Below are 16,891 nucleotides of genomic sequence, written 5' to 3' on the forward strand. Positions count from 1 at the left end.
GCGCCGGCGATCAGCCCGCGTTCACCCGGTAGACGTCGTAGACGGCGTCGATCCTGCGGACGGCGTTGAGCACCCGGTCGAGGTGCGTCGTGTCGCCCATCTCGAACACGAACCGGCTGATCGCCAGTCGGTCGCTGGAGGTGGAGACCGTGGCCGACAGGATGTTCACGTGGTGCTCGGAGAGCACGCGCGTGACGTCGCTGAGCAGGCCGGACCGGTCGAGCGCCTCGACCTGGATCTGCACCAGGAAGATGCTCTTCGAGGACGGCGCCCACTCGACGTCGACGATCCGCTCGGGCTCCTTGAGCAGCTCCTGCACGTTGTGGCAGTTGGCCTGGTGCACCGAGACGCCGGCGCCACGGGTGACGAAGCCGACGATCTGATCGCCCGGAACCGGGGTGCAGCACTTCGCCAGCTTGACCAGGATGTCCGGCGCGCCCTTGACCAGGACCCCGGACTCGCTGCTGCGGCTGCGCGGACGCGGGGAGCGCGGGAGGGTGACCTCGTGCTCGTCCGACTCCGGGTCGCCCTGGATGGTAGCGACGACCTTCTCCAGCACCGACTGGGTGGAGACGTGCCCCTCGCCGACCGCGGCGTAGAGCGCCTCGACGTCGTTGTAGCGCAGCTGGCTGGCCACCTCGGTGAAGGTGTCCTGGCTCATCAGCTTCTGCAGCGGCAGGTTCTGCTTGCGCATGGCCCGCGCGATGGAGTCCTTGCCCTGCTCGATCGCCTCGTCGCGGCGCTCCTTGGTGAACCACTGGCGGATCTTGTTGCGGGCCCGCGGGCTCTGCACGAAGTTCAGCCAGTCCTGGCTGGGGCCGGAGTCGGGGTTCTTCGAGGTGAAGACCTCGACCACGTCGCCCGTGGTCAGCGAGGACTCGAGCGGCACGAGGCGCCCGTTGACCTTGGCGCCCATGGTGCGGTGGCCGACCTCGGTGTGCACGGCGTAGGCGAAGTCGACCGGGGTCGCGCCGGTCGGCAGGCCGATGACGCGGCCCTTGGGCGTGAAGACGTAGACCTCCTTCGCCCCGATCTCGAAGCGGAGGGAGTCGAGGAACTCGTTCGGGTCGGTCGTCTCGGACTGCCAGTCGGAGAGGTGCGCGAGCCAGGCGAGGTCGGTGTCGTTCGAACCGGAGGCGACCTTGCCCGTCGCCATCTGCTCCTTGTACTTCCAGTGCGCCGCGATACCGAACTCGGCGTGCTGGTGCATCTCGTTGGTGCGGATCTGGATCTCGACCGCGCGGCCCTTCGGCCCGATCACCGTGGTGTGCAGCGACTGGTACAGGTTGAACTTGGGCGTGGCGATGTAGTCCTTGAAGCGCCCGGGCATCGGGCTCCAGCGCGCGTGGATCGAGCCGAGCACGGCGTAGCAGTCGCGCACGGAGTTGACCAGCACGCGGATACCGACCAGGTCGTAGATCTCGTCGAAGTCGCGGCCGCGGACCACCATCTTCTGGTAGATCGAGTAGTACTGCTTCGGCCGGCCGACGACGCGGCCGCGGATCTTGCCCGCCCGCAGGTCCTCGCCGATGAGGTCGATGATGCTCTGGACGAATTCCTCGCGCTGCGGGGTCCGCACCTTCACGAGGCTCTCGATCTCGTTGTAGATCTTCGGATAGAGCACCGCGAAGGACAGGTCCTCGAGCTCCCACTTGATCGCCTGGATGCCGAGGCGGTTCGCCAGCGGCGCGTAGATCTCGAGGGTCTCGGTCGCCTTCCGGGCCGCGGACTCGGCGGGGACGAAGCCCCAGGTGCGCGCGTTGTGCAGGCGGTCGGCCAGCTTGATGATCAGAACGCGGATGTCCTTCGACATCGCCACGATCATCTTGCGGACGGTCTCGGCCTGCGCGCTGTCGCCGTACTTGACCTTGTCGAGCTTGGTGACGCCGTCCACCAGCATCGCGACCTCGTCGCCGAAGTCGGCTCGGAGCTCGTCGAGCTTGTAGTCGGTGTCCTCCACCGTGTCGTGCAGCAGCGCGGCGGCGATGGTCTTCGAGCCGATGCCGAGGTCGGCGAGGATCTGCGCGACGGCCAGCGGATGCGTGATGTACGGCTCGCCGCTGCGGCGCTTCTGATTCGCGTGCGCGCGCTCGGCGACCGAGTAGGCCCGCTCGATCAGTGCGATGTCGCTCTTGGGGTGGTGCGTGCGCACCGTCCGGACGAGCGTGTCGACCGCCCCGGAGGGCTGTGCGCGCGAGAAGATCCGCGGGACCAGCCGGCGCAGGGCGGCGGTCGAGGACGTGGTCGTGGTGTCGCTCACGCGGAGATCTCCATCGCCTCATTATCGCCCGTCGCGGGGCGCCTCGTGACCGGTCCGCCGGGAGCGGACAGGCCCGCGATCAGTCGATCCGGCCCGGACGTCCCTCGTCGTCGACGACGTCGCCGCCTGCGGCCGCCCAGGCGGTCATCCCGGCCTCGACGTTCGCCGTCTCGTAGCCGGCGCCATCGAGCGCCTGGACGACCATGGCCGAGCGGACGCCGGAGTGGCAGACGACGAGGATCGCCGCGTCCCGAGGGAGCTCGTCCTGCCGCTCGCCGATGCTGCCCATCGGGATGTGGTGCGCCGCTGCGGCGTGCCCGAGCGCCCACTCGTGGGGCTCGCGCACGTCGAGCAGCCAGACCTCGTCGCGCTCGACGAGGCCGATCGCGTCCGCGGCGGTGACCTGTGCGTAGTCGGCCACGATCAGCCCTGGACGACAGGGGTCGCGGCGCGCTCGCGGGCCGAGACGACCCGCTTGTCGTGCTTGCCGATCTCGGCCTCACCGCTGCGCAGCTGGGCGTAGAGCGGGGCCGCGACGAAGATCGTCGAGTAGGTGCCGACGATGATGCCGATCAGCAGCGCGAGCGAGATGTCGCGCAGCGTGCCGGCACCGAGGACGAAGGCGCCGATCACGAGGATCGCGGCCACCGGCAGGGCGGCGACGATCGAGGTGTTGATCGAGCGCACCAGCGTCTGGTTCTCGGCGAGGTTGACCGTCTCGGAGAAGGTCTTGGTGGTGCTGCCGAGCGCCTCCGCGGTGTTCTCGCGGATCTTGTCGAAGACGACGACCGTGTCGTAGAGCGAGTAGCCGAGGATCGTGAGCAGTCCGATGACCGCCGCCGGCGAGACCTCCGTCCCGGTGATGCCGTAGACGCCGGCCACGATCACGAGGTCGTGCAGGAGCGCGACGATCGCGGCGAGGGACATCTTCCAGGTCCGGAAGTACGCCCACATCGCCAGGGCGGCCAGGATCACGAAGATGATCAGGCCGCGGACGGCCTGCTGCGTGACGTCCGAGCCCCAGGCGGCGCCGATGAAGGACGACGCGACCTGCTCCGTCGGGACGGAGTAGGCCTCGGACAGGGCGTTGCGGACCTGGGTCGACTCGTCGGTCGACAGCTGGCTGGTCTGCACCCGGATCGAGTCGTCGCCGACGATCGAGACGCGCGGGACCGCGTCGGACGAGACCGAGGTGACGGCGTCCGTCGCCGCGGTCTGGTCCAGGTTCTCCGGTGAGGTGACCGTGAACTCCGAGCCGCCGGTGAACTCGATGCTGAAGTTGAAGCCACCGCGGGCCGCCGTGCCGAGCACGGTGAGCAGGATGATCGCGATCGAGATGAGGTACCAGGTGCGCCGGCGGCCGACGAAGTCGACCGAGCGCTTGCCGGTGTAGAGGTCGTTTCCGAACTGCGAGAAGCTGGCCATCACGCGTCCTTCCCGTTCGAGTCGTTCGAGGAGCTGCGCGCGGCGGCCGCCTCGGCGGCCTTGCGCTCGGCGATGGTCTGGCGGCGGGCGGCCTCGCGGGCGGCGGAGGAGCCCTTGCCCGAGGCGCCCTTGCCGGCGAGCACGGCGTCCTGCGGGCGGAACGCCGCTCGGCCGCGGTAGACCGCGCCGAGTGCACGCGGATCCAGCCCGGAGGCCTTGTGCCCCTCGGAGAAGAACTTGGTCGTCGCGAGCAGCTGCAGCATCGGGTGGGTGAAGAGGATCACCACCACGAGGTCGATCAGCGTCGTGATGCCGAGGGTGAGCGCGAAGCCGCGGACGCTGCCGACCGCGAGGGCGAAGAGCACGACGGCGGCGAGCAGGTTCACCATGTCGGAGGCGAAGATCGTGCGCAGCGCGCGCCGCCAGCCGGCCTCGACCGAGGACTCGAGCCCGCGGCCGTCGCGCAGCTCGTCGCGGATCCGCTCGAAGTAGACGATGAAGGAGTCCGCCGTGATGCCGATGGCGACGATCAGACCCGCGACGCCCGCGAGCGAGAGGCGGAGTCCCTCCCGCCAGGAGAGCAGCGTCACGACGAGGTAGGTGACGATCGCCGCCACCATCAGCGACGCGATGGTCACCGCGCCGAGCACGCGGTACTGGGCGATCGAGTAGACGACGACGAGGATGAGGCCGATCAGGCCCGCGAGCAGGCCGCTGGCGAGCTGAGTCGAGCCGAGCGTCGCGGAGATGCTGTCCGAGCTCTGCACCTGGAAGCCGATCGGCAGGGCGCCGTACTTCAGCTGGTCGGCGAGGGTCTTCGACGACTCCTGGGTGAAGGAGCCGGAGATCTGCGCGTTGCCGTCGGTGATCGCCGCGTTGGTGGAGGGCGCCGAGATGACGCGCCCGTCGAGGACGATCGCGAACTGGTTCTGCGCGCCCTGCAGGCCGACGAGGCGCGAGGTGACGTCACCGAAGGCCTGGGTGCCCTGGTCGTCGAAGGAGAGGTTGACGGCCCAGGTGCCGGTGCTGGCGCCGGAGGACGTCGTCATCAGGCCGTTCGAGGCGTCGGAGATGTCCTCGCCGGTGATCTCGACCGGGCCGAGGATGTACTTCGCCGTGTCGTTGTCGTCGCAGGTGATCAGGGGCTGATCGGCCGGCGCGAGGTTCGGGTCCTGGTCGTTCAGGAACGCGCAGTCGAAGGAGGTGTACTGCGCCTCGAGCGCCGGCGTGATGTAGGCGAGGTCGCTCGCGCTGGTCGGCGCGGCCGTCGGCTCGGTGGCGAGCGAGGGGTCGACCGGGGTCGGCGTGGGCGACGCGGTCGAATCGCCGCCGACCGAGCTGTTGGTCGCCTGGCTGGCGACGAGCACCGGGCGGAAGTCGAGCTTCGCCGAGGCCTCGATGCGCTGCAGCGTCGCGTCGTCCGGCGTGCCCGGGATCGAGACGACGATGTTGCTCGAGCCCTGGGTCGTGATCTCGGACTCGGAGACGCCCGCGGCGTCGATCCGCTGGCGGATGATCGAGACGGCCTGCGTCAGCTGCTCGGACGAGACGGTCTGGCCGTCCGAGAGCTGGGGCTGGAGCACGATCTGGGTGCCGCCCTCGAGGTCGAGCGCGAGCTTCGGCGTCCAGGAGCCGCCGCCGAAGGCGACGGCGGCGGCGTTGAGGCCGACGAGCGCGAGGATCAGGACGCCGAGCCAGCTCAGCGAGCGCCGGGCCTTCCGGACGGGGGTTGATGCGGCCACCCAGGGCTCACCTTCTTCTTCGGTCGGCGCCGGCTCTCCGGCCGACGCTGGCTCTGCGGTCGACGTCGATCCTCGCGCAGGCGCCGACCCCGGGGGCCGTGCCTGTCGTCCGATCGACGGTCTTCGATCCGGGGCGCACCCCGGACGTGGAAGGGCGGGCGGGGTGCCGATGCACCCTGCCCGCCCTGGAGACTACTGCGCGTCGGGCCTGCGGTCGCGCTCGACCGGGTCGACCAGCGGGTCGGCGGTGTGCGCGGCGTCGCGCTCGCCGAACGCGGGCGACTCGACGGCCGCCACGGACTCGGCCTCGTCCTCGTCGGCGACGACCGCGTTCTCGGTCGGGTCGATGAGGCGGGCGATGGCCTGGCGGTGGATCGTCAGGAGCGTCCCGGGGGTCGACTCGATGACGATCTTGTTCTCGTCGTCGTCGATCGAGACGACGGTGCCGAACAGGCCGGAGCCGGTCATCAGCTCGACACCGGGGACCAGCCCGGACTTCATCTTCTCCGCGTCGCGCTGCCGCTTCTTGTTGTTGCGGAACATGAAGATGATCATCACGGCGAGAAGCAGGACGAGCAGGATGATCGTCGGATCCATGGGTGAGCCTTCCGGAGTTGAGGGTGATCCGCCGCGCACACAAGGGGTGGCGCATGCGGATCGAGCGGCCCGTCGGGCCTTGAAGATTATAGGTCATCTCCGAACAGGGGCCGCTGGGAGGCCGAGGCGGCTCCCCCGCGTGGATCCACGCCGAAGTGCCGGTACGCGGCCGGGGTCGCGACGCGGCCGCGCGGCGTGCGGGTGAGCAGCCCGATCCGGACGAGGAACGGCTCGACGACCGCCTCGACCGTCTCCGCCTCCTCGCCGACGGAGACCGCGAGCGTGTTGAGTCCGACCGGTCCGCCGTCGAAGCGGGTGAGCACGATGTCCATCACGGCGCGGTCGAGGCGGTCGAGGCCGAGCTCGTCGACGTCGTAGAGGTCGAGTGCGGCGCGGACCGCGGTGACGTCGGCGCGACCGCCGTGCACGAGCGCGAAGTCGCGGACCCGGCGCAGCAGGCGGTTCGCGATGCGCGGGGTGCCCCGGCAGCGGCCGGCGATCTCGGCGACCGCCTCGCCGTCGATGTCGAGGTCGAGCAGCCGCGCGGCGCGTGTGAGCACCTGGCGCAGCTCGTCCTCGGCGTAGAACTCGAGGTGGGCGGTGAAGCCGAACCGGTCGCGAAGCGGATTCGGCAGGAGGCCCGAGCGCGTGGTCGCGCCGACGAGGGTGAACGGCGCGAGATCCAGCGGGACGGAGGTCGCGCCGGCGCCCTTGCCGACCATGATGTCGATCCGGAAGTCCTCCATCGCGAGGTAGAGCATCTCCTCCGCGGAGCGCGCCATCCGGTGGATCTCGTCGATGAAGAGGATCTCGCCGGGCAGCAGCGAGGAGAGCACGGCGGCCAGATCACCGGCGTGCTGGATCGCGGGGCCGCTGGACATCCGCAGCGGCGAGGAGCTCTCCTCCGCCACGATCATCGCGAGGGTGGTCTTGCCGAGGCCGGGCGGGCCGGCCAGCAGGATGTGGTCGGGCGTGCGGCCCTGCATCGCCGCCGCCTTGAGCAGCAGCTCGAGCTGGCCGCGGACCTTGCGCTGGCCGACGAACTCACCGAGGTTCTTCGGGCGGAGCGCGCCCTCGAAGGCGATCTCGGCCTCGGAGGCGACCTCGGGGCCCATCACGTCGTCGCCGCTCACGAGCGCGCCGCCGGACCGAGCCGGGCCAGGGCGAGGCGGAGCAGCGACTGCACGCTCGCCGCGTCGGACGCCTGGGCGTCGAGCAGGATCTCGTCGACGACCTCGGCGGCGACGCGCTCGGGCCAGCCGAGGCCGACGAGGGCCGAGAGCACGCTCTGCGCGGCCGTCGCGCCCGGCCCGGAGCCGCGGGCGGCGCGCGGGCGGACGGCGAGCTTGCCCGCGAGCGACAGGATGATGAGCTTCGCGGTCTTGGGACCGATGCCGGAGACCTTGCGGAAGACGGCGTCGTCCTCGTCGGCGACGGCCTGGGCGATGCGCTCGGGCTCCACCGAGCCGAGCACGCCGAGCGCGGACTTGGGGCCGACGCCGGTGACGCCGATCAGCAGCTCGAAGATCTCGAGCTGCTCCTCGTCCGGGAAGCCGTAGAGGGTCAGCGAGTCCTCGCGGACGATCAGCGTCGTCGTCAGCACGGTCTCGTCGCCGACCCGCAGCTCGAGCGCGTGCTGCGGCGTGACGTTGACCGCGTAGCCGACGCCGTGGACGTCGACGACGGCGAGGCTCCCGCGAGCGGAGAGGACGGTGCCGCGGAGGGAGGAGATCACCGCGTCAGTCTAGAGGCTCGAACAGGCGTTCGAGTGGCGGCCTCCGCGGCGCGCCAGGCCCGCTGGGCCGCGGTCTCCCCCTCGGCGGCGGCGGGGCCCGCGGCGATCGGCCCGCGCCAGGCGTGGCAGACGGCGAGGGCGAGGGCGTCGGCCGCATCGGCCGGCTTCGGCGGGGCGTCCAGCCGGAGGATGCGCTGGATCATCGTCGTGACCTGGCGCTTGTCGGCCGCTCCGTAGCCGGTGACCGCGGCCTTGACCTCGCTGGGCGTGTGCATGCCGACGACGAGGTCGCGACGGGCGGCCGCCACCAGGGCGACGCCGCTGATCTGGGCGATGCCCATCACCGTGCTGACGTTGTTCTGGGCGAAGACGCGCTCGATCGCCACGGCCTCGGGCCGGTGCTCGTCGAGCAGCGCCTCGATCCCGTCGCCGAGGGCGAGCAGCCGGCGCTCGAGCGGCGCGTCGGCGGGGGTCCGGAGGACGCTCACGTGCACGAGCGTCGCGCGCCGGTCGCGGCCGACGTCGACGATGCCGACGCCGCACCGGGTGAGCCCCGGGTCGATCCCGAGGACGCGCATCAGCGCGCCCGCCCGGGACGAGCCGGGGTCACCGGGTCACTCCTCGTCGTTCTCGAGCTCGGCCCGGACCTCGGCCGTGATGTCGAGGTTCGTGTAGACGTTCTGCACGTCGTCCGAGTCCTCGAGGGCGTCGATCAGGCGGAAGACCTTGCGCGCCGTCTCGGCGTCGGCCTCGACCTGCAGCGACGCGACGAACTCGACGTCGGCGGCGTCGTAGTCGATGCCGGCCTCCTGGAGCGCCGTGCGCGCCGGGACCAGCTCGGCGGCCTCGGTGCGGACCTCGAAGGACTCGCCGTGGTCGATGACGTCGTCGACGCCGAAGTCGAGGACCGCGCCGAGCACGTCGTCCTCGGTCACGCCGTCGCCGTGCGGGACGGTGATGACGCCCTTGCGCGCGAAGTTGTAGGCGACGCTGCCCGGGTCGGCCATGGTGCCGCCGTTGCGGGTCATCGCGGTGCGGACGTCCGCCGCGGCGCGGTTCTTGTTGTCGGTGAGGCACTCGACGAGCAGCGCGATGCCGTTCGGGCCGTAGGCCTCGTACATGATCGTCGTGTAGTCGATGACCTCGCCGGTGAGGCCCGCGCCGCGCTTGATCGCGCGGTCGATGTTGTCGTTCGGCACCGAGGTCTTCTTCGCCTTCTGCACGGCGTCGACGAGCGTCGGATTGCCGGACATGTCGGCGCCGCCGATCTTGGCGGCCACCTCGATGTTCTTGATCAGCTTGGCGAAGGACTTCGCGCGGCGCGAGTCCTTGATCGCCTTCTGGTGCTTGGTCGTGGCCCACTTGGAATGCCCGGACACGGTGCTCCCTCGGAAATCTCGTTCGTGCGACTCCCTCGGGCGCCGCTGATGGCTGGTCCAGTGTAATCGAGCGCCGGGCGGGGCGGTCCGAGCCGCGCCCGAGGGCCCGAGGACGCATGCCAGGGCGGCTTCGGCACCGGGAAGCGCGTCCGGCTCGTCGGAACCGGGCGGTTCTGCGAGCCGGAGGGGGTTCCACGAGCCGGAGGTCGATCGCGCGGCCCTCCGGCACGGACCCGATCGTCGGGGACCTCTACGGAAGCCCGTCGTCCAGCGGACCGGTGACGATCCGACGAGCGGGATCCGTGCGCTCGGGATCGTCCGATCGAGCCACCGGCACGATCTGCGCCAGCGATGCGGCGCCGCCCGCTCCTCGTCGGCAGAGTGGCCGGCGAGCCGGGTCGCACCCTGCCGTCCAGTCGACGCGAACGAGAACGAGGACACCGATGCCACCCGATGAGCGCCACCCGCACGACGACGAGCGCCGATCCTCCCCTCCGCCGGGCATCGCACGGCGGACCGCTGTCACGGCCGCGTGGACGACCCCGGTGGTCGCCGCCGCGGTCGCCGCTCCCGGCGCCTCGGCGTCCCCCGCCCCGGTGGGAGACGGAGCGTTCCTGGGTGTGACTCTTCAGGGCTACCGCTCCGGTGTCTTCGTGACGGCGGTCCTCCTCAATGTCCCTCAGACGTCCTTGACGCCGATCGTGCTCGAGCGCGCCGCGGAGATCCGGATCACGGCGGGGCACGACGTCGCGTACTGGGGATCCGGGATCGTGGCAGAGAGCCCCCGAGCGGGCCGCCTGCTCGTCCCTGCGGGCTCGTACTCGGTCGACGCCATCTACGACATCGCCGGACGACGCATCTCGGTCGCGTCCCCGCTCGGACAGCTGACCTCCGGACTCACTGCCTCTCCGACCGGCTCGTTCCCCGTGACCGTCGCTGTGGTGAGCGGACCGGTCTACCCCGGTCCCGACCCGTCCGTCACGCAGGGATACGGGCTTCCGTCGCAGACCATCATGATCACGGTCTGACGATCGCCGGCGGTCAGCGCAGCAGCGGGGAGAGGACGCGGTCGGCCTCCGACGCGTCGCCGGTCCGGAAGGTCCGGAAGGTCCGGAAGGTCGAGCGGAGCGGGCAGCTCTGCGGCGTCGATCGGATCGGATTCCGTCCTCCGCCAGGAGGCTGTGGGCGGACGGCCGGAGTCGCCGCCGAGGCCGCGCTCCGCGGCAATCCCGCCAGGCGGCACGATCGGTGCCAGAGATTCGCCCCTCGTCCCCTCACACCGAGAAGGTGATGCCGGCGCTGGAACGCTCCGCGCGGCGCCTGCGGTTCGAACGAGGACGAGGACCCACCAGGACGCAGGGCCGCGCGGCCGAGACGAGAACGAGGACCGCGATGACGAACGACCCGCAGAGGGACGACACGACCGGACTGGACGGGGATCGTCCACCGGGGATCGGGCGCCGGTCGGCGCTCGCGGTCGCCTGGACGGTCCCGGTGATCGCGGGCGCCACGGCCGCCCCTGCGGCCTCCGCCTCCACGCCGCCGAAGGAGGACGGCACCTTCCTCGGCGTCTGGCTCGCCTCCCTCGGCGGCGAGTCCCCGCGGGCCTTCCGCGTCGAGGTGTACCTCAACGGGACCGGGACTCCGGGGACCCCGGTCGTCCTCCCCCAGGACGCGGTCGTGCGCGTCGACTCACCGGACCACGACGTCGCCGTCTGGCCGGACGGGATCGTTCCCGAGGGGCCTCGGGCCGGCACGATCACGATCCCCGCCGGGGTCTACCCCACCGTCGAGAGCTACACGGTCCGCACCAGGAGCGTGGTGGTCACCGCCCCGTACCCGGGGCCTCAGACCGTGTGCGAGCTCGCCGCTGATCCGCGGGGACGATTCGCGGTGGAGGCGAAGGTGACCCGGGGACCCACCTACCGAGGTCCCGACCCGTACGCGACCGGCATCCACGGCCGCCCGTCCGCGGTGGCCGTCCTCACGTTCTGAGAGGTGTCGGCAGGCTGGAACCGGTCGATTCCGCACGCCGGAGAGTGTTCCGCGCGCCGGAGATCAGCCGCGCGGCTCTCCGGCACGCGGAGCTGCGTCCGGCACGTCCGAACGGACCGATCCAGCGAGCCGGGGGATGTTCCACGAGCCCGAGGTCCGCCCCGCGGCCCCTGGCACCGACGTGCAGGATCCGCGCGCTCGGGATCGTCCGATCGAGCCACCGGCACGATCTGCGCCACCGATTCGGCGCTCACGGCCCCTCGTCGGCAGAGTGGCCGGCGAGCCGGGCAGCTCTCTGCCGTCCGGTCGCCGCGAGCGAGAACGAGGACCGATGACACCCGACGAGCACCCCCCGCACGACGACGAGCTCCGATCGCCCCCTTCGCCCGGAGTCGCGCGGCGGACCGCGGTCATGGCCGCGTGGACGACCCCGGTGGTCGCCGCCGCGGTCGCGGCACCCGGAGCCTCGGCGTCACCTGCGCCGGTGACCGCCTCCACCTTCGTCGGGGTGAAGGTCTCGACATACGTCGTCGGCACCTTCGGCGTCACCGCCTACATCAACATGATCGGAACCACCGGGTCGACCGTCCAGCTGAACGAGGAGACGTGGGTCGACATCGCGACCGACCAGGACGTCTCGCACTGGGATTCCGGGCTCATGGCGATCGGCCCCCGTGCCGCCCGCCTGGTCGTCCCCGTCGGCCCCTACCGCGTGGACCGGACCTACCTGATCGGCGGCCAGACCGCCTCGGTCTCCTTCAATGAGACGTACACGTCGAACCTCAGCGCAGAGCCGAAAGGCAGATTCACCGTGTCGGCCACCGTCACGCGCGGTCCCGTCTACCTCGGGCCCGACCCCGGCGCCGCCCAGCAGTTCGGAGCGTCGTCCTCCACGGCGAGCGTGCCGAACTGACCTCGCGCTACTTCAGCAGGCGGGAGAGGACCCGGTCGGCCAGGAGCTTCCCGCCGGTCTGGCAGGTCGGGCCGAGCGAGCGGTCCTGCGGCGTCGATCGGAGGAGGTCCGGTCCTCCACGAAGAGGCTGTGGGCGAACGGCCGGAGTCGCCGCCGAGACCGCGCCCGCGGCGGATCCCGCCAGGCGGCACGATCGATGCCAGAGATTCGCCGCTCGCCCTCTCCCATCGGGAAGGTGATGCAGGCGCAGGAACGCTCCGCGCGGCCCCGCGATTCGAATGAGGACGAGGACACACCATGACGCAGGACCACCACCACGACGACGGTCTCCGCTCGTCTCAGCCCCCGGGCATCGCGCGCCGCACCGCCGTCGCCGCCGCATGGACCACCCCGGTCGTCGCCGCCGCTGTCGCGGCTCCCGGCGCCACCGCGTCACCCGCACCGGTCGGCACCGGGACCTTCGCCGGCCTCATCCTGTCGAGGGTCTACCCCCGCAGCTTCCAGACCAGGGTCATCGTGAACGGGGACCGGACCGCCACCGGGCAGATCGTGCTCGCGGAGGACGTCGAGGTCAGGATCACGGTCGAACACGACGTCGAGTCCTGGGGGACCGGCGTCGTAGCCGAGGGACCCCGCTCCGGGCGCTTCCTGTTCCCCGCCGGATCGTACCCGGCCATCGAGAGCTACCCCTTCGGCACCACTCTCATCTGGGTCTCCTTCTCCTCCAGGCCCCCGGTGACACGCCTCAGTGCCAGTCCGACGGGCGCGTTCTCCGCGACGATCGCCATCGTGCGAGGGCCGGTCTTCCCGGGCCCGGATCCCTCCGCGACCCGAGGATGGGGTCTGCCGTCCGCCACCAGCACCATCGACGTCTGACCGGAGCTCCTCCGCTCCGAGCCGAGCCGAGGAGGACGTCCTCGGCGGCGAGCGCGCCGAGCCGATGGCGCGCTACTTCAGCAGGCGGGAGAGGACGCGGTCGGCCAGCGGCTTCCCGCCGGTCTGGCAGGTGGGGCAGTACTGCAGCGTCGAGTCGGAGTAGATCACCTGGCGGATCGTGTCGCCGCAGACCGGGCAGGCCTCGCCGGTGCGGCCGTGCACGCGCATCCCGAGCTTCTTCTCGCGCTTGAGATCGGCGGCGTGCAGGCCCTCGGCCCGACCGAGCGCCTCCTCGAGCGTGTAGTGCAGCGCGGTGTACAGGCGGTCGAGCTCCTCCGGCCTGAGCGTCGCCGGCTTGAACGGCGACATCTTCGCGACGTGCAGGATCTCGTCGGAGTAGGCGTTGCCGATGCCCGCGATCCTCGACTGGTCGCGCAGCACGCCCTTGAGCTGGGCGCGGCCCGCTGTGGCCAGGATCGCACCGAGGATGTCGCGGGTGAACTCCGGGTCGAGCGGGTCGGGACCGAGCCTGGCCACGCCCGGCACGTCCCGCGGGTCCGTCACGATCGAGATCGCGAGGCTCTTCTTCGTGCCGGCCTCGGTGATGTCGAAGCCGGAGCCGTCGTCGAGGATCAGGCGCGCGGCGAGCGGGCCGCGGCCCGGCTTCACCGGCGCGGTCGGCCGCTCGGGGCGCCAGCGCACCCAGCCCGCGCGGGCCAGGTGCAGCAGCACGTGCACGTCGCCGATCGCGAGATCGAGGAACTTGCCGTGCCGGCTCACCCCGTGCACCGTCTCCCCCGCGAGCGAGGACGGCGGGATCGCGACGGTCTTCAGCGCGGAGATCGCGAACACGTCGAGTCGCTCCAGCACGCGGCCGCCGAGGCGCTCGTCGAGGTCGCGGGCGAGCGCGTGCACTTCGGGGAGTTCGGGCATCCCCCTACTGTGCCGTGCCGACGCGATCGACGGCGACCCTCAGGAGGAGCCGCCGACGGTCGCAGGAGAGGAGAAGGCGCACATCGGTATGTCGGATCCCGCCAGCGCACATCGGCCACGCCACGGGTTCGTCGGTGCAGGCTCTCAGCCGTCAGGCTCTCGGTGGCCCGGAGCGCTCGCACCGCGCTGCAGACGACTCACGACGAGGAGCACCACGATGATCGGCCGCCACCACGACCACCCCGACCACATCTGTCGAGGCACGTCAGATCCGGACGGCTGCGAGAGCGGCGTCGACCGCAAGGCGTCGCCCCGAGTCGCGCGGCGCTCCTCAGCGGCGGTCGCCTCGACGAGCCCGGTGATCGCCACCGCCGCCGCACCCGGCGCCCCCGCGTCCGTCCCGCCGTCGAGTGCATCGTCGGGCCGCCACTCCGCCCGGGCAGCGACGCGGGAAGACTCCTCCGGAGACGCCGCGGACACCCGAGGATCCGACCTCACGGCGAGGAACACGACCGTCGAGGTCTGAGCGGTCCCTGCGGGCCCGCTCTCCGTGCGAGCGGGTCCGCGGCCGAGGAGACCGGCGCGCCCCTAGGCGTCGGCGCCGAAGCGGGTGGCCGCGACCTTGCGCAGGAACAGCTCGTGGAACCGGTAGTCGCCGGTGATCTCGGGGTGGAACGAGGTGCCCAGCAGGGCGCCCTGCTCGACGGCGACGACCCGGCCGTCGGCGAGGGCGGCGAGGGCGTGCGCCCGCTCCCCCAGCTCCTCGACGACGGGGGCGCGGATGAAGACCGCGTGCATCGGCGGATCGCCGATGCCGTCGATGTCGAGATCGGTCTCGAAGGAGTCCAGCTGGTTGCCGAAGGCGTTCCGGCGGACCGTCACGTCCAGGCCGCCGAAGCTGCTCTGGCCGTCGATGCGGTCGAGCACGCGGTCGGCGAGCATGATCAGCCCGGCGCAGGTGCCGTAGACGGGCAGACCCGCCGCGATCGCGGCCTTCACCGGCTCGGCGAGGCCGAACAGGCGCGAGAGCTTGTCCATCACCGTGGACTCGCCGCCGGGGATCACGAGACCCGCGACGGAGTCGAGCTCAGCCGGGCGGCGCACCAGCACCACCTCGGCGCCGAGCTCGCGCAGCACGTGCGCGTGCTCGCGGAAGTCGCCCTGCAGGGCGAGGACGCCGACCCGGAGCCCCGCGAGGGACTCCCGGGTCTCGTCCTCGCCCGCGACGGGCGCGCTCTCGCTACCAGCCACGCTCGGAGAGCCGGTGCGGCGCGGGCACGTCGGCCACGTTGATGCCGACCATCGCCTCGCCGAGACCGCGGGACGCCTCGGCGACGACCTTCGCGTCGTCGAAGAACGTCGTCGCCTTGACGATCGCAGCGGCGCGCTTCGCGGGCTCGCCCGACTTGAAGACGCCGGAGCCGACGAAGACGCCGTCGGCACCGAGCTGCATCATCAGCGCGGCGTCGGCCGGGGTGGCGACGCCGCCGGCGGTGAAGAGCACGACGGGGAGCTTTCCGGTCTGCGCGATCTCGGCGACCAGCTCGTAGGGCGCCTGCAGCTCCTTGGCGGCGACGTAGAGCTCGTCCTTGGTCAGCGACTTCAGGCGGTTGACCTCGGCCGAGATGGTGCGGATGTGCTTGGTGGCCTCGGAGACGTCGCCGGTGCCGGCCTCGCCCTTGGAGCGGATCATGGCCGCACCCTCGGTGATGCGGCGCAGGGCCTCGCCGAGGTTGGTGGCACCGCAGACGAAGGGGACGGTGAACTTCCACTTGTCGATGTGGTTCACGTAGTCGGCGGGCGAGAGGACCTCGGACTCGTCGATGTAGTCGACGCCGAGCTCCTGCAGGATCTGCGCCTCGACGAAGTGGCCGATGCGGGCCTTGGCCATCACGGGGATGGAGACGGCGGCGACGATCCCGTCGATGAGGTCGGGGTCGCTCATCCGCGCGACGCCGCCCTGCGAGCGGATGTCGGCGGGGACGCGCTCGAGCGCCATCACGGCGACGGCTCCGGCGTCCTCGGCGATGCGCGCCTGCTCGGCGTTGACGACGTCCATGATGACGCCGCCCTTGAGCATCTCGGCGAGCCCGCGCTTGACGCGGCTCGAGCCGAACTGCTCCGAGGCGGAGGAGGACGTGGGGGTGGTGTCGGTCATGTTCGCGAGTCCTGTTCTGTGCGGCGACTTCCGCCGACGGCAGCGTCCAGTCTACGAGACGGGGCTGCCCGACATCGGCGCTGGACATGCGGGCGGGGCGGGTCTCGAGACGCGGCTGCGCGGCCGGCAAGGAGGGCGGCATGAGGCGGTCCATGCTGATCGAGCAGCCCGCGGAGCGGGCGTATCGAGATCCACCGGCGTCGGGACTGGAGTCTGCAGACTCGGCCTGCTGACGACGGTGGGTCTCGATACGCCCCTGCGGGGCTACTCGACCAACATAGGTGGCCGCTGCGCGACTACTCGAGAGGCGGCGGGGCTAGGGGCGGGGCCAGGCCGCGGCGAGGCTCGCGCGGACGTCGCCGAGGAGCTGGGGCAGGGCCTTGGTGCGGGCGATGATCGGGAAGAAGTTGGCGTCGGTCGCCCAGCGCGGCACGACGTGCTGGTGCAGGTGGGCGGCGATGCCGGCGCCGGCGACGGCGCCCTGGTTCATGCCGAGGTTGAAGCCGTCGTTGTTCGAGACCTCGCGGAGGACGCGCATCGCCGTCTGGGTGAGCGCGCCGATCTCGGCCACTTCCTCGGGAGTGGCCTCGTCGTAGAGCGGGATGTGCCGGTACGGGCAGACCAGGAGGTGGCCGGAGTTGTACGGGAACAGGTTCAGCAGGACGAAGGCGTGCTCGCCGCGCGCGACGATCAGCGCCTCCTCGTCGCTCAGCGTCGGCGCGACGCAGAACGGGCAGTCGTCATCGCCGGGCTGGCCCTTCTGGATGTAGACCATCCGGTGCGGGGTCCACAGGCGCTGGAACTCGTCGGGGACGCCGGCGAGGTGCGCGGAGGACTCGGCGCCCTCGGGGACGGCGTCGTCGAACGGCTCCCCCACC

17 protein-coding genes are annotated in these 16,891 nt (G+C 71.4%); 4 read left to right on the forward strand and 13 right to left on the reverse strand.

What is annotated here, in order from left to right:
• Positions 1–10: 10 nt before the first annotated feature.
• From MT351_RS14405 to MT351_RS14445, 9 genes are all read right to left on the reverse strand, one after another.
• Positions 11–2,260 carry a bifunctional (p)ppGpp synthetase/guanosine-3',5'-bis(diphosphate) 3'-pyrophosphohydrolase gene (locus tag MT351_RS14405; RefSeq protein ID WP_123446201.1) on the reverse strand — a complete coding sequence of 750 codons (2,250 nt, stop codon included), beginning with the start codon at positions 2,258–2,260 and terminating at the stop codon, positions 11–13.
• 79 nt (positions 2,261–2,339) lie between these two features.
• Positions 2,340–2,681: a rhodanese-like domain-containing protein gene (locus MT351_RS14410; RefSeq protein ID WP_243582498.1), complete on the reverse strand. Its 342-nt coding sequence runs from the start codon at positions 2,679–2,681 to the stop codon at positions 2,340–2,342.
• A 2-nt stretch (positions 2,682–2,683) separates the two neighbouring features.
• The gene (secF, locus tag MT351_RS14415; protein ID WP_243582499.1) at positions 2,684–3,685 is read right to left on the reverse strand and encodes a protein translocase subunit SecF; all 1,002 of its coding nucleotides are present in this window, start codon (positions 3,683–3,685) and stop codon (positions 2,684–2,686) included.
• Positions 3,685–5,427 (reverse strand): protein translocase subunit SecD, encoded by a 1,743-nt coding sequence (secD, locus tag MT351_RS14420; protein WP_123733042.1) that lies wholly within the window; start codon positions 5,425–5,427, stop codon positions 3,685–3,687. Before secD ends, secF begins: the two co-directional genes overlap by 1 nt.
• Before the next feature lie 192 nt (positions 5,428–5,619).
• Entirely contained in the window at positions 5,620–6,024 is a 405-nt protein-coding gene (yajC, locus tag MT351_RS14425; RefSeq protein ID WP_123735844.1) for a preprotein translocase subunit YajC, read from the reverse strand.
• A gap of 86 nt (positions 6,025–6,110) precedes the next feature.
• The gene (ruvB, locus tag MT351_RS14430; protein ID WP_123446196.1) at positions 6,111–7,139 is read right to left on the reverse strand and encodes a Holliday junction branch migration DNA helicase RuvB; all 1,029 of its coding nucleotides are present in this window, start codon (positions 7,137–7,139) and stop codon (positions 6,111–6,113) included.
• A gap of 14 nt (positions 7,140–7,153) precedes the next feature.
• On the reverse strand, positions 7,154–7,759 hold the full coding sequence (gene ruvA, locus MT351_RS14435) for a Holliday junction branch migration protein RuvA (protein WP_123446195.1): 606 nt from the start codon (positions 7,757–7,759) through the stop codon (positions 7,154–7,156).
• Positions 7,756–8,337: a crossover junction endodeoxyribonuclease RuvC gene (ruvC, locus tag MT351_RS14440; protein ID WP_123735845.1), complete on the reverse strand. Its 582-nt coding sequence runs from the start codon at positions 8,335–8,337 to the stop codon at positions 7,756–7,758. The genes ruvA and ruvC overlap by 4 nt, the downstream gene beginning before the upstream one ends.
• Positions 8,338–8,373: 36 nt before the next feature.
• On the reverse strand, positions 8,374–9,138 hold the full coding sequence (locus tag MT351_RS14445) for a YebC/PmpR family DNA-binding transcriptional regulator (RefSeq protein ID WP_123735846.1): 765 nt from the start codon (positions 9,136–9,138) through the stop codon (positions 8,374–8,376).
• Positions 9,139–9,581: 443 nt separating this feature from the next.
• Here MT351_RS14445 and MT351_RS14450 point away from each other — a divergent pair, with 443 nt between their 5' ends.
• The 4 genes from MT351_RS14450 to MT351_RS14465 all read left to right on the forward strand — a co-directional run bounded on the left by MT351_RS14450 (position 9,582) and on the right by MT351_RS14465 (position 12,922).
• Positions 9,582–10,166: a hypothetical protein gene (locus MT351_RS14450; RefSeq protein ID WP_243582501.1), complete on the forward strand. Its 585-nt coding sequence runs from the start codon at positions 9,582–9,584 to the stop codon at positions 10,164–10,166.
• Positions 10,167–10,530: 364 nt separating this feature from the next.
• Positions 10,531–11,133, forward strand: coding sequence for a hypothetical protein (locus MT351_RS14455; RefSeq protein ID WP_243582503.1), 603 nt, complete (start codon positions 10,531–10,533; stop codon positions 11,131–11,133).
• A gap of 412 nt (positions 11,134–11,545) precedes the next feature.
• Positions 11,546–12,046, forward strand: coding sequence for a hypothetical protein (locus MT351_RS14460; RefSeq protein ID WP_243582504.1), 501 nt, complete (start codon positions 11,546–11,548; stop codon positions 12,044–12,046).
• A gap of 297 nt (positions 12,047–12,343) precedes the next feature.
• Entirely contained in the window at positions 12,344–12,922 is a 579-nt protein-coding gene (locus tag MT351_RS14465; protein WP_243582505.1) for a hypothetical protein, read from the forward strand.
• A gap of 72 nt (positions 12,923–12,994) precedes the next feature.
• Here MT351_RS14465 and MT351_RS14470 read toward each other — a convergent pair whose 3' ends face one another.
• The 4 genes from MT351_RS14470 to MT351_RS14485 form a co-directional block, all read right to left on the reverse strand.
• Positions 12,995–13,855: an Fpg/Nei family DNA glycosylase gene (locus tag MT351_RS14470; RefSeq protein ID WP_243582507.1), complete on the reverse strand. Its 861-nt coding sequence runs from the start codon at positions 13,853–13,855 to the stop codon at positions 12,995–12,997.
• A 588-nt stretch (positions 13,856–14,443) separates the two neighbouring features.
• A complete protein-coding gene (gene pdxT, locus MT351_RS14475; protein WP_243582549.1) occupies positions 14,444–15,022 on the reverse strand; it encodes a pyridoxal 5'-phosphate synthase glutaminase subunit PdxT in 579 nt (192 codons plus the stop codon).
• A 73-nt stretch (positions 15,023–15,095) separates the two neighbouring features.
• Positions 15,096–16,013, reverse strand: a complete 918-nt coding sequence (gene pdxS, locus MT351_RS14480) for a pyridoxal 5'-phosphate synthase lyase subunit PdxS (RefSeq protein ID WP_123446185.1) — start codon at positions 16,011–16,013, stop codon at positions 15,096–15,098.
• Positions 16,014–16,329: 316 nt separating this feature from the next.
• A complete protein-coding gene (locus MT351_RS14485; protein ID WP_243582508.1) occupies positions 16,330–16,890 on the reverse strand; it encodes an HIT domain-containing protein in 561 nt (186 codons plus the stop codon).
• Position 16,891: the final 1 nt, after the last annotated feature.

This window comes from Rathayibacter sp. VKM Ac-2926 (assembly GCF_022815565.1).
Lineage (GTDB): Bacteria > Actinomycetota > Actinomycetes > Actinomycetales > Microbacteriaceae > Rathayibacter > Rathayibacter festucae.